This is a genomic window from Mycolicibacterium sp. ND9-15 (assembly GCF_035918395.1).
Lineage (GTDB): Bacteria > Actinomycetota > Actinomycetes > Mycobacteriales > Mycobacteriaceae > Mycobacterium.
Map to the genome: position 1 here is coordinate 1467095 of NZ_CP142362.1, position 13393 is coordinate 1480487.

5 protein-coding genes are annotated in these 13393 nt (G+C 66.3%); all 5 read right to left on the reverse strand.

The window, feature by feature from the left end:
• Window positions 1-84: 84 nt before the first annotated feature.
• Entirely contained in the window at window positions 85-4029 is a 3945-nt protein-coding gene (locus tag QGN32_RS07230; protein WP_326547927.1) for a DNA-directed RNA polymerase subunit beta', read from the reverse strand.
• A 35-nt stretch (window positions 4030-4064) separates the two neighbouring features.
• The gene (gene rpoB / locus QGN32_RS07235) at window positions 4065-7568 is read right to left on the reverse strand and encodes a DNA-directed RNA polymerase subunit beta (protein WP_326547928.1); all 3504 of its coding nucleotides are present in this window, start codon (window positions 7566-7568) and stop codon (window positions 4065-4067) included.
• A 383-nt stretch (window positions 7569-7951) separates the two neighbouring features.
• Window positions 7952-9979 carry an alpha/beta hydrolase gene (locus QGN32_RS07240; RefSeq protein ID WP_326547929.1) on the reverse strand — a complete coding sequence of 676 codons (2028 nt, stop codon included), beginning with the start codon at window positions 9977-9979 and terminating at the stop codon, window positions 7952-7954.
• 36 nt (window positions 9980-10015) lie between these two features.
• The gene (locus QGN32_RS07245) at window positions 10016-12238 is read right to left on the reverse strand and encodes a molybdopterin-containing oxidoreductase family protein (RefSeq protein ID WP_326547930.1); all 2223 of its coding nucleotides are present in this window, start codon (window positions 12236-12238) and stop codon (window positions 10016-10018) included.
• Between the two features lie 71 nt (window positions 12239-12309).
• Window positions 12310-13389, reverse strand: coding sequence for an ABC transporter ATP-binding protein (locus tag QGN32_RS07250; protein ID WP_326547931.1), 1080 nt, complete (start codon window positions 13387-13389; stop codon window positions 12310-12312).
• Window positions 13390-13393: the final 4 nt, after the last annotated feature.

The following is a 13393-nucleotide window of genomic DNA, read 5'->3' on the forward strand; positions in this document are numbered from 1 at the left end:
CGGTCTTCTACTCGCCGAGCGCTCACCCTCGTACGAAATCCGGGCCGGAAGCCGTACAAGGGTGAGCGCTCGCGCGGTTAGGCGTTAGCGGTAATCGCTGTAGCCGTAGTCGTCCAACGGCACCGCGGCACCGGTGGCCTGGCCGAAGTCCGGGCTGTAGTACTGATCCTCGTAGGACGGGATCGTGTACGCCGCAGCGCGGGCTTCCTCGGTCGGCTGCACCTGGATGTTGCGGTAGCGGTTGATACCCGTACCGGCCGGGATCAGCTTGCCGATGATCACGTTCTCCTTCAGACCCTGCAGCTTGTCGCTGCGGCAGTTGATCGCCGCATCGGTCAGCACGCGGGTGGTCTCCTGGAACGATGCCGCCGACAGCCACGAGTCGGTGGCCAGCGACGCCTTCGTGATGCCCATCAGCACCGGGCGGCCGGCCGCGGGCTCGCCGCCCTCGGCGACCACCCGACGGTTCTCGGTCTCGAACTCGCCGCGCTCGGTCAGCGAACCGGGCAAAAACTCCGTCGAGCCCGAGTCGATGATCGTGACCCGACGCAGCATCTGCCGGACGATGACCTCGATGTGCTTGTCGTGGATCGACACGCCCTGAGCGCGGTAGACCTCCTGGACCTCCTTGACCAGGTGGATCTGCACCTCGCGGGGGCCCTGGACACGCAGCACCTCGTGCGGGTCGGCAGCACCTTCCATCAGCTGCTGGCCCACCTCGACGTGGTCACCGTCGGTGAGCAGGCGCTCGGTGCCGTCGTCGTGCTTGAACACCTTCAGGCGCTGACGACGGGAGAGCTTGTCGTACACCACTTCTTCGCCGCCATCGTCGGGAACGATGGTGATCTTGTAGAAGCGCTCGCCCTCCTCGAGCCGCACCCGGCCGGTGACATCGGCGATCGGCGCCTTGTTCCGCGGGATACGGGCCTCGAACAGCTCCTGCACACGAGGCAGACCACCGGTGATGTCCTCACCCACGCCGCCCTGGTGGAACGTGCGCATGGTCAGCTGGGTGCCGGGTTCGCCGATCGACTGCGCGGCGACGATGCCGACCGCCTCGCCGATGTCGACGAGCTTGCCCGTCGCCATCGAGCGGCCGTAGCACATCGCACACACGCCGGTGCCAGTCGCGCAGGTCAGCACGGAGCGGACCTTCACCTCGGTGATGCCGGCGGCCAGCAGCGCCTCGATCGCCGGGTCGCCCAGGTCGTGGCCGCGCTCGACGACCACGTTGCCCTCGGCGTCGACGGCGTCGGTGGCAAGCGTGCGCGCGTAGGCCGACGTCTCGATGTGCTGATCGCGCACCAAAGCGTCACCCTGAAGCTCTGCCAGCGTGACGGTGATGCCTCGCTCGGTCTCGCAGTCGGTCTCGCGAACGATGACGTCCTGGCTCACGTCGACCAGACGACGGGTCAGGTAACCCGAGTCGGCCGTACGAAGAGCGGTGTCCGCCAAGCCCTTTCGAGCACCGTGGGTGTTGATGAAGTACTCCAGCACCGTCAGGCCCTCGCGGAACGAGGACTTGATCGGACGCGGAATGAACTCACCCTTCGGGTTGGTCACCAGACCCTTCATGCCGGCCAGGGTCCTGGTCTGCGTGAAGTTACCCGTCGCACCCGAGTCGACGATCGTGATGATCGGGTTGTCCTTCGGGTAGTGCGCCCGCAGGGCCTCGCCGACCTCTTCGGTGGCGTCCTGCCAGATCTTGACCAGGGCGTCGTTGCGCTCGTCGTGGTTGAGCGCACCGCGCTGGTACTTCTTCTCGATCTGGTCCGCTTCCTTCTCGTAGCGGTCCAGGATCTCCTGCTTCTGCGGCGGCACCAGCACGTCGGCCATCGACACGGTGACACCCGAACGCGTGGCCCAGTAGAAGCCGGCGTCCTTGAGCTTGTCCACCGTCTGCGCGACCACGATCATCGGGTAGCGCTCGGCCAGGTCGTTGACGATCCGGGCCTGGATCTTCTTGTGCATCTGCTCGTTGACGAACGGATAGTCCTGGGGCAGAAGCTCGTTGAACATCACCCGGCCCAGCGTCGTCTCCGCCGTCCACACGTCGCCCGGCTTCCAGCCGTCGGGGAACAACTCGGCCTCGACGTCGGCGGACGGACGCTGCTGCGGCAGCCGCACGCGGATCTTGGCGCGCACCGACAGCGCACCGCGGTCCATCGCCATGATGGCCTCGGCCGGCGAGCTGTACACACCGCTCTCCGGTGCATCCTTGGCGGCCGACGCGTACTCGCCGGCGTCGCCGTCGATCATGGTGGTCAGGTAGTACAGACCGGTCACCATGTCCAGACGCGGCATGGCCAGCGGCCGGCCCGACGCCGGCGACAGGATGTTGTTCGACGACAGCATCAGGATGCGAGCCTCGGCCTGCGCCTCCGCCGACAACGGCAGGTGCACGGCCATCTGGTCACCGTCGAAGTCGGCGTTGAACGCCTCACAGACCAGCGGGTGCAGCTGAATCGCCTTGCCCTCCACCAGCTGCGGCTCGAAGGCCTGGATGCCGAGGCGGTGCAGCGTCGGTGCGCGGTTCAGCAGCACCGGGTGCTCGGCGATGACCTCTTCGAGGACGTCCCACACCTGGGGACGCTGACGCTCGACCATCCGCTTGGCGCTCTTGATGTTCTGCGCGTGGTTGAGGTCGACGAGCCGCTTCATCACGAAGGGCTTGAACAGCTCGAGCGCCATCAGCTTCGGCAGACCGCACTGGTGCAGCTTGAGCTGCGGGCCGACCACGATGACAGAACGGCCGGAGTAGTCGACGCGCTTACCGAGCAGGTTCTGGCGGAACCGGCCCTGCTTGCCCTTCAACAGATCCGACAGCGACTTGAGCGGACGGTTGCCCGGTCCGGTGACCGGACGGCCACGACGGCCGTTGTCGAACAGCGCGTCCACCGACTCCTGCAGCATGCGCTTCTCGTTGTTGACGATGATCTCGGGCGCGCCGAGATCGATCAGCCTCTTGAGCCGGTTGTTGCGGTTGATCACGCGGCGATACAGGTCGTTGAGGTCCGACGTGGCGAACCGGCCACCGTCGAGCTGCACCATCGGGCGCAGCTCCGGCGGGATCACCGGAACCGCGTCGAGCACCATGCCCATCGGCGAGTTGGAAGACTGCTGGAACGCCGCGACGACCTTGAGCCGTTTCAGCGCGCGGAGCTTCTTCTGCCCCTTGCCACTTCGGATGACCTCGCGCAGCTCTTCGGCCTCGGCCTCGATGTCGAAGTTCTCGATGAGCTTCTTGATCGCCTCGGCGCCCATCGCGCCGATGAAGTACTCGCCGTAGCGGTCCTGCAGTTCGCGATAAAGCACCTCGTCGACGATGAGCTGCTTGGGCGCCAGCTTGGTGAAGGTCGTCCAGATCTCCTCCAGCCGGTCCAGTTCGCGCTGGGCCCGGTCGCGGATCTGGCGCATCTCACGCTCGCCGCCGTCGCGCACCTTGCGGCGCACGTCGCTCTTGGCGCCTTCGGCCTCCAGCTCGGCCAGGTCGGCCTCGAGCTTTTGGCTCCGCTCGGCCAGATCGAGGTCGCGCTGGTCCTCGACGCTCTTGCGCTCGACGACCATCTCGGCCTCGAGCGTGGACAGCTCGTTGTGGCGCATCTCGTCGTCGACGGCGGTGATGACGTAGGCAGCGAAGTAGATGATCTTCTCGAGATCCTTCGGCGCCAGGTCGAGCAGATAGCCCAGCCGCGAGGGCACCCCCTTGAAGTACCAGATGTGCGTGACGGGAGCGGCCAGCTCGATGTGGCCCATCCGCTCACGACGCACCTTGGCGCGGGTCACCTCGACGCCGCAGCGCTCGCAGATGATGCCCTTGAAGCGGACGCGCTTGTACTTGCCGCAGTAGCACTCCCAGTCGCGAGTCGGTCCGAAGATCTTCTCGCAGAACAGGCCGTCCTTCTCCGGCTTCAGCGTGCGGTAGTTGATGGTCTCCGGCTTCTTGACCTCGCCGTAGGACCACTGACGGATGTCGTCAGCGGTCGCCAGGCCGATCCGGAGTTCATCGAAGAAGTTGACGTCTAGCACGTAACTCCCTTTCCCCTTTCGGGATTAGAAAACTATTAGGCCAAATCTTCAACAGAGGCAGATTCGTTGCGCGACAGGTTGATTCCGAGGTTCGCCGCGGCGCGCTCCAGGTCCTCGTCGTCGCCGTCGCGCATCTCGATCGCGGCACCGTCGCTGGACAGCACCTCGACGTTGAGGCACAGCGACTGCAGTTCCTTGAGCAGCACCTTGAACGACTCGGGGATGCCCGGCTCGGGGATGTTCTCGCCCTTGACGATCGCCTCGTACACCTTGACCCGGCCGACCGTGTCGTCGGACTTGATGGTCAACAGCTCCTGCAGCGTGTACGCCGCGCCGTAGGCCTGCATGGCCCAGCACTCCATCTCGCCGAACCGCTGGCCACCGAACTGCGCCTTACCGCCAAGCGGCTGCTGGGTGATCATCGAGTACGGGCCGGTGGACCGGGCGTGGATCTTGTCGTCCACCAAGTGGTGCAGCTTGAGGATGTACATGTAGCCGACCGTCACCGGATATGGGAACGGTTCGCCGCTGCGGCCGTCGAACAGCTCGGCCTTGCCGTCGTCGTCGACGAGCTTGACTCCGTCGCGGTTGGGCAGCGTCGACCCCAGCAGACCCTGCAGCTCTGCCTCGCGAGCACCGTCGAACACCGGGGTTGAGACAATGCTTCCCGGCTCGGACTCCAGCAGCTCCTTCGGCAACGCGCTCGCCCAATCGGGCGACCCGTCGATCTTCCAGCCGCTCTTGGCCACCCACCCGAGGTGGGTCTCCAGGATCTGGCCGATGTTCATCCGGCGCGGCACACCGTGGGTGTTCAGGATGATGTCGACGGGGGTGCCGTCGGGCAGGAACGGCATGTCCTCGACGGGCAGGATCTTGCCGATGACGCCCTTGTTGCCGTGGCGTCCGGCGAGCTTGTCGCCGTCGGAGATCTTGCGCTTCTGCGCGACGTACACGCGGACCAACTCGTTGACGCCGGCGGGCAGTTCGTCGTCGTCCTCGCGGGAGAACACGCGGATGCCGATGACCTTGCCGGACTCACCGTGCGGCACCTTGAGCGACGTGTCGCGGACCTCGCGCGCCTTCTCACCGAAGATCGCGCGGAGCAGCCGCTCCTCCGGGGTCAGCTCGGTCTCACCCTTCGGGGTGACCTTGCCGACCAGGATGTCGCCGTCGCGGACCTCGGCGCCGATGCGGACGATGCCGCGCTCGTCGAGGTCGGCTAGCACTTCATCGGAGACGTTCGGGATGTCCCGGGTGATCTCCTCGGCGCCCAGCTTGGTGTCGCGGGCGTCGATCTCGTGCTCCTCGATGTGAATCGAGGTGAGCACGTCCTCTTCCACCAGGCGGTTGGAGAGGATGATCGCGTCCTCGTAGTTGTGGCCTTCCCACGGCATGACCGCGACGAGCAGGTTCTTGCCCAACGCCATCTCGCCGTTCTCGGTGCACGGCCCGTCGGCGATGACCTGGCCCGCCTCGACACGCTGGCCCGCGTCGACGATCGGACGCTGGTTGGCGCACGTGCCGTGGTTGGAGCGGGCGAACTTGCGCATCCGATAGGTGTGCCGGGTGCCGTCGTCGGCCATCACGGTCACGTAGTCGGCCGAGACCTCCTCGATCACGCCGGCCTTGTCGGCAACGACGACGTCACCGGCATCAATCGCGGCACGCAACTCCATACCGGTGCCGACCAGCGGGGCCTCGCTGCGCACCAGCGGAACCGCCTGACGCTGCATGTTGGCGCCCATCAACGCACGGTTGGCGTCGTCGTGCTCGAGGAACGGGATCATGGCCGTCGCGACCGACACCATCTGGCGCGGCGACACGTCCATGTAGTCGACCTCGGCGGAGGACACGTATTCGACCTCGCCGCCCTTGCGGCGGACCAGCACGCGCGCCTCGGCGAAGCGGCCCTTGTCATCGATCGGGGAGTTGGCCTGCGCCACGACGTGGCGGTCCTCCTCGTCGGCGGTCAGGTATTCGATGTCGTCCGTGACCACACCGTCCTTGACCTTGCGGTACGGCGTCTCGATGAAGCCGAACGGGTTGACCCGCGCGTACACCGACAGCGACCCGATGAGGCCGATGTTCGGGCCTTCCGGCGTCTCGATCGGGCACATCCGGCCGTAGTGACTCGAGTGCACGTCGCGGACCTCGAGGCCGGCGCGCTCACGTGACAGACCGCCGGGGCCCAGCGCCGACAGGCGGCGCTTGTGGGTCAGACCCGACAGCGGGTTGTTCTGATCCATGAACTGCGACAGCTGGCTGGTGCCGAAGAACTCCTTGATCGCCGCCACGACGGGGCGGATGTTGATCAGGGTCTGCGGCGTGATCGCCTCGACGTCCTGAGTGGTCATGCGCTCACGCACGACCCGCTCCATGCGCGACAGGCCGACCCTGATCTGGTTCTGGATCAGCTCACCGACGGTGCGCAGCCGACGGTTGCCGAAGTGGTCGATGTCGTCCACCTCGACGGGAACCTCTACTCCGCCGGGAACCGTCATGGTGCTCTGACCGTCATGCAGCCGCACCAGGTACTCGATGGTCGCGACGACGTCCTCTTCGGTCAGCGTCGTCGACGTGGTCTCGGCCGGGTTCGCGGTGATGCCGAGCTTCTTGTTGACCTTGTAGCGGCCGACGCGGGCCAGGTCATAGCGCTTCTCCTTGAAGAACAGGTTCTCCAGCAGGGTCTGCGCGGACTCCTTGGTCGGCGGCTCGCCCGGACGCAGCTTGCGGTAGATGTCCAGCAGCGCCTCGTCGGTGCCCGCGGTGTTGTCCTTCTCGAGCGTCGACATCATGATCTCGGAGAAGCCGAACCGCTCCGTGATCTGCTCGTTGGTCCAGCCGAGCGCCTTGAGCAGCACCGTGACGGGCTGACGCCGCTTGCGGTCGATGCGCACACCGACGGTGTCGCGCTTGTCGACGTCGAACTCCAGCCATGCACCGCGGCCGGGGATCACCTTGACGCTGTGCAGCGTCTTCTCTGTGGACTTGTCGATGCTCTCGTCGAAATAGACGCCCGGGGAGCGGACCAGCTGGCTCACCACGACACGCTCGGTGCCGTTGATGATGAACGTGCCCTTCTCGGTCATCATCGGGAAGTCGCCCATGAAGACCGTCTGGCTCTTGATCTCGCCGGTGTTGTTGTTGATGAACTCGGCCGTGACGAACAGCGGGGCCGCGTACGTCATGTCCTTGTCTTTGCACTCGTCGACCGGGGCCTTGACCTCGTCGAAGCGCGGATCGGTGAAGGACAGCGACATCGAGCCGGAGAAGTCCTCGATCGGGCTCAGCTCGGAGAGCACCTCTTCGAGGCCGCCCACAGGCGTGTCCTCGCCGCGCTCGCGGGCCTTCTCCCGCCACGCCTCGGAGCCGATCAGCCACTCGAAGGACTCGGTTTGAACATCAAGAAGCCCGGGAACCTCAAGGGGCTCACGGAGCTTTGCAAAGGAAATTCTGTTTGGTGCTCCTGGGACGGAGTTTTTCGTAGCTTCTGCTGTCTTGCTTGGGCGGGACCCTGCCAAGATGCATCCTTCCAGCACCTCATGCGACCAAGAGGGCCGGCTCTTTCCGGATCCTCGTGCGCCGCGAATCTGCGTCGGTTCGGCTGGCCACTCACGACCACAACTTCCCGAACTCACGGCACGCGACTAGATCACTGAGCGGGGCTCAGGCTAGGACACCGGTGTCAGGTGCGGGTTTAGGTGGGCAGGATGCAGCCAGCGCAACGTCCAACAGTACCGCAGGACGGCGTATTCCTCAACATCCACAACCCAATCGCATGTATGGCACGCATCGGGGCGCTGGCTGGCGACTCGATCCTTCTCACCCGTCCATACATTGCTGCTCAACAGATTGGCGCGTCCAGCCTGTTCCGTCAAGAGATAACGCGGCGTTTGGTGTGGATATCCGCAATCTTTCGGTGTCAGGCAGCCATCGAACCCGCACACGAGCCGCTCGGTGCCTCCTCGCCGCACGTCGGCTCGAACGTGAACAAGCCCTGCCCGAGCGAGATGAACGGTTGCAGGAAGTTCAGCAGGTACGGCTTGGTCAGCGAATTGGGCAGCAGCACCGCCGTGGCCGTTCCCGCAGGGGTGAGAATGCTGATCTCCTGCTGGTCACCTACGGGGTAGATGCCAACTCTCGGATCGCCCTCCTCGGCGAACATGTCGTTGACCCAACCGACCATCAGGATCTGCGCTGCCGCGACGTTCTGCGGCTGGGAGAAGCCGGAGACCAGCTGCTGCGCAAACTGGATCAGCGGGTTTCCGCCCCGCATCGAATCGACATGCGAGCCACCGACCAACGTGACACCGATGAAGGGTGCGTCGGGCCGCGCCTGCTCCAGCGCGGTGCTGCCGACCCCGAACATATTCCACAGGTACTTCGGCGCGGCCAGCTGATAGACGGGGACTGTCGAGGGCACCTCCCTCAACGAGTCCGCCATCTTGCCGTCCATGCCGACACCGTCGAGCAGGACCACCCCGGCGAGCTCGTCGGCGGTGTCGGGATCGTTCGACATGTAGCCGGCTGCGCCGGAGACGGCGCCGCCACCGAGGGAATGGCCGATCAACACGACCCGTTGCGGGAGCTGGCCTTCATACCCGGTCGAGGCGAGGCTGGCGGCGAGTGCCGGGTTGTCGTCGGCGAACAGATTGCCGATCGCCTGGTGCATCGGTGCCGCGCCGAGCCAGCAGCCGTCGGACGCCAGGAAGTTCGACGTGATGGACGGCGCCACCACGATGCTGTTCGTCTGCTCGGCGAGGGCAGCCGCGGTGTGGCTGTACCACGGACCGCTGGCCAGGAAGCCGTGCTGTAGGTAGATGAGCCGATCCGGTGGCGGCGCGCCTTCCTTGACCTCCGGGAAGTACCAGTCGACCGGCACCTCGGTGCCTTCTCCCGGAGCGCAACCGCAATCGATCCGCAGGGTACGACTCTGCACCGTGACGGTGCTGTTGGGAGGAAGGATCGGTGGTCCGCCGATGAGTCGGGTCGCGACGGCGTAGAGGTCGAACACGATGGTCCCGACGAGATCGAGCAACCTGGTCAGTGGAGGTACCGACACGGCGTTCGCCGCCGGCGGGGCCGACGCGAAGGCCACCGCTCGCATTGCGAATTCTTCGGTGGTCTCAACGGCCTTGTCGAGGGCGACCGTCGTGCGCTCTTCGGCTGCGACCTGGACGGGGCTGTTGTCGATCTCCGTGTCGATGACGGCTTTCTTCTCGGGCTCGACCCGGACGGTGGCGGCCTCCTCCGATGGGTCCGTCGTGGGGTTCGGGGCGACCGCGGCGGATAGCTGCGCGGCGGTGCGGTCGCGGTCCGAGCCGGACTTGCTGACAACCTCCTCGGTAGCGGCGTCACGCGTTGCCGGCTCCTCGGTGGCCGGCTCCACGGTGGCCGCCTCCGCAGTGGCCGGCTCTGTAGTGGCCGGCTCCTCGATTGCCGCGTCTTGAACTGCCGCGCCTTGGGCTGCCGCGCCTTGGGCTGCCGCGCCTTGGGCTGCCGCGTCGTCGGTCGGTGCGTCGGACGGCTTCCCGCCCTTCGCCCTCTGGTCTGCCGCGGTGTCGTCCTTTTTCGGGTCCTCGGCGGGTTTCTTCTCGTTGTCGCCGCGGCCCGTTCGGTCGGCGTCTTTCGAGTCGTCGGTCTTGGCGGCGGGAGTGCGCGCGCCGACGCGAGTACTCGGCGCGCCACCGGACACCCGGGCACCCGGCGCGCCACCGGACACCCTGGCACCTGTCGCATCGCCATCGGACACGCGGCCACCTGTCACGCCGCTTCCAGGGGAATCCTTTTGACTCTCAACCGACTTCGACGTCTCCGAAGTCTTCGAACCGCCGGCGTCCGAGGATGGCCCGTCGTCGGCGGCCGCCACACCCGCGCCCGTCAGCATCGCTGCCGACATACCGGCGGTGACGACACCAGCGCTCAACCACACCCAGAACCGGGCGACCATGACCTCTCCATTCGACGACCGCGTCAAAACGTAGCGCTAGTTGTCAGTAGCGGCAGAGGTTTGCCGAATCCCAGATGCAACGCGCTCGACACGCACCGGCACGCCGGTCAACCGCGCCATTCCGGCCAGACTCTCGATGTCGGCCGGGTCGCTCGACATCAGCCGGTTGACGTTCGCGCCGCCGGCGTCATTGGCCACCCGCCATCCGGCCGTGCCCTTGTGCCCCCAGCCGTGGGGGACCGCGACCACCCCGGCGACGATATCCTTGGTCACCACGACCGGAAGCTCGATCTGGCCGTGCGGCGACGCGATCCGCACGACGTCACCGTCGACGATGTGCGCGGCGGCCGCGTCATCGACGTGCATGCACGCCTGCTGGGTGCGCTCGCCGCGCATCAGCAGCGGTGAATTGTGCATCCACGAGTTCTCCGACCGCGCCTCGCGCATGCCGATCAGCCGCATCGGGTAGCCGTCGGCAACCCTGCGCCGCGACAGTTTGTCGACCTCGGCGGCGATCTCGTCGTGCTGTAACCGCACCCGGCGACCGCGGTACACCACGGTGTCGCGCAGCACGCCTGCGCGCAGATTGTCCGCCAGCACGGTGCCGTGCGGGTGACGGGCGGTGAGCTTGGCGAAGCTCAACCCCGGCCGCAGACCGAACCGGTCACCGCCCTCGGCCAGCCGGATCACGGCGTCGATGAACATCCGCGGGCAGAGCCGAATGCCGAACGCCGACACTACTTTTCGAGTAGCAGCTAGCATCGCCAGTCCGGGCGTCGACCGCCACATCCTGGCGGTGAGATCCTCGACGATCTCCCATTCCGCACGAGCCTGCCCCACCGGCGCGATGACAGCCTCGGTGGCCTGCCGGAACGGGGTGGGTTGCAGGGTCTGGAACGGGAGCGGGAAGTCGTCGCGCTCGTACATCGACGTGGCGGGGAGCACGTAGTCGCAGTGGGCCAGTGTCTCGTTGACGTAGAGGTCGATGCCGACCATCAGGTCAAGCGATTCGAGGGCCGCCTCTAGTTCGTCGCCGTTGGGCACCGACAGCACCGGGTTGCCCGCGCCGACGAACAGCGCCCTTACCTGACCGCGGCCAGGCGTGGTGATCTCCTTGGCCATCACCCCTGCCGGTTCCGAACCCAGTACGGACGGAAACCCGCCGATGCGCGAGCGCCTGCGCGAGTAGACGGCTCGCAGCAACGCGCCGCCCGCCTTGTTGAGCCACCGCTCCCCCGGCACCCCCAGTCGGCCGAACATGCTGCCGCCGACCACGTCGAGATTGCCCGCTACCAGGTTGACCGCGTCGAGCAGATACGTCGTCAAGGTTCCGTTCTCGCCGGTGCTGGTACCGACGCGGCCGTACACCGCGGCACGCTCGGTCCGGACAAGATCGCGGGCCAGTGAGCGGACGGTCTGCGGGTCGATTCCGGTGTGCGCCTCGGTCACCTCCGGGCTGAACGGCCGCGCCAGCCGCTCGAGCCAGGCCCCGCCGTCGGCCTGTGCTTCGAGCCGGCGCCGGTCGACCAGGTTCTCGCCGAACATCACATGCAGCAGCGACAGCAGCAGAAAGGCGTCGCCGTCGGGGACGACGCCCAGCCACTCGAACTGGGCGGCGGTCTCGGTCTTGCGGGGGTCGATCACCAGCACGCGGCCGCCGCGTTTGACGATGTCGTGCATGCGGTCCCTGATCCGCGGCACGGTGAGCACGCTGCCGTGCGAAATGACCGGGTTGGCGCCGATGACGACGAGCAGGTCCGTGCGCAGCACGTCGGGTACCGGCAACGCGAGCGGTGATCCGTAGAGCAACTGGCTGGCGACGAAGCGGTTGTTCACATCCTGGGAGCCGGCCGTGAACACGTGCAGGCGCGGGCCGAAAGCGGTCGTCAGCGTGGTGAGGCTCAGCGTGTAGGAGTAGCTGAACGCGCCCGGGTTACCGAAGTACCAGCCGATCGCACCCGCTCCGTACGTCCGGTGAATGGCGACGAGCCGTGCGGCGATGTCGGTCATCGCCTCGTCCCAGCCGACGGGCTCGAAGCCGCCTTCCGGGGAAGCCCGTCGGCGCAGCGGCGTGGTGACGCGGTCGGGGTCGTTGACCACCTCGCTGAACGCGATGCCCTTCTGGCAGGCGAACCCCGCCGAGAGCGGATGGTCCCGGTCGGGACGCAGTTCGGTGAGACGGCCGTCCTCGACGGTCGCGATCATGCCGCACAGCGGCTCGCAAATCCGACAAAAGGTCGGTTTCTGCTCGTGCGTCATTGTCCCCCAGCCCTTTCGGGTGGAGGTGGCCCCACTTCGCGTGAGCGCTCATCGACGCTCACCGGGTGGCCTTATTGCTGCGCGCGCGGGATGGCGCCCGTCGGTGCCTCATCGTCGACCGTGCCGTGCCGTGCAGTCGGCTCGCTGGTGAACGAGGTCGAGTGGTACTTGTGGGTCCCCTCGAGGTCGTCGCGGATTGCTTCCTGCGCCTTGGGCGGCAGGGTGTGCATGATCTCGCGTACCCGGGCCTGACGGCGGTGGACAGCCTGGCGCTCTGGCATGCCGGGCGTCGCCTGGATCTGCGGCGGCACACCCTCGATCTCCTCGACGCCACCGTCGTGGTGGCCGGCGTCGAACATGGCCTGCTCTTCGGCCATCGTCGACTCGTCCTTCTCTTCGGACATGCCGATCGGGCCGATACGGCGACCGTTGAGGAACTGGCGGACGACGGGTTCGTCGCTGGTCAGCAGCACCTCGCGCGGGCCGAACATCACCAGGTGCTTGCGGAACAACATGCCCATGTTGTCGGGCACGGTGCGCGCGATGTTGATGTTGTGGGTCACGATCAGGATCGTGCAGTCGATCTGCGCGTTGATGTCGATCAGCAGCTGGCTCAAGTACGCGGTGCGGACCGGGTCCAGACCCGAGTCGGGCTCGTCGCAGAGGATGATCTGCGGGTCGAGGACCAGCGAGCGGGCCAGCCCCGCGCGCTTGCGCATACCACCGGAGATCTCGCCGGGGAACTTGTTCTCGTCGCCGGCCAGACCGACCAGCTCGAGCTTCTCCATGACGATCTGGCGGATTTCGCTTTCCTTTTTCTTGGTGTGCTCACGCAAGGGGAAAGCGGTGTTGTCGTAGAGGCTCATGGAACCGAACAGCGCGCCGTCCTGGAACATCACGCCGAAGAGCGTGCGGATTTCGTAGAGCTCCTTGGCGGTGCACTGGATTACGTCGGTGCCGTCGACGATGATTTTGCCGCGCTCGGGACGCAGCAACCCGATGAGCGACTTCAGGAACACGGACTTGCCGGTACCAGACGGGCCGAGCAGAACGCTCACCTCACCCGCCGGCAGGTCGAACGTGACGTCCTCCCAGATTCGCTGGGGGCCGAAGGACTTGGTCAGTCCCTCAATCTGGATACCAATGCCCACGCGA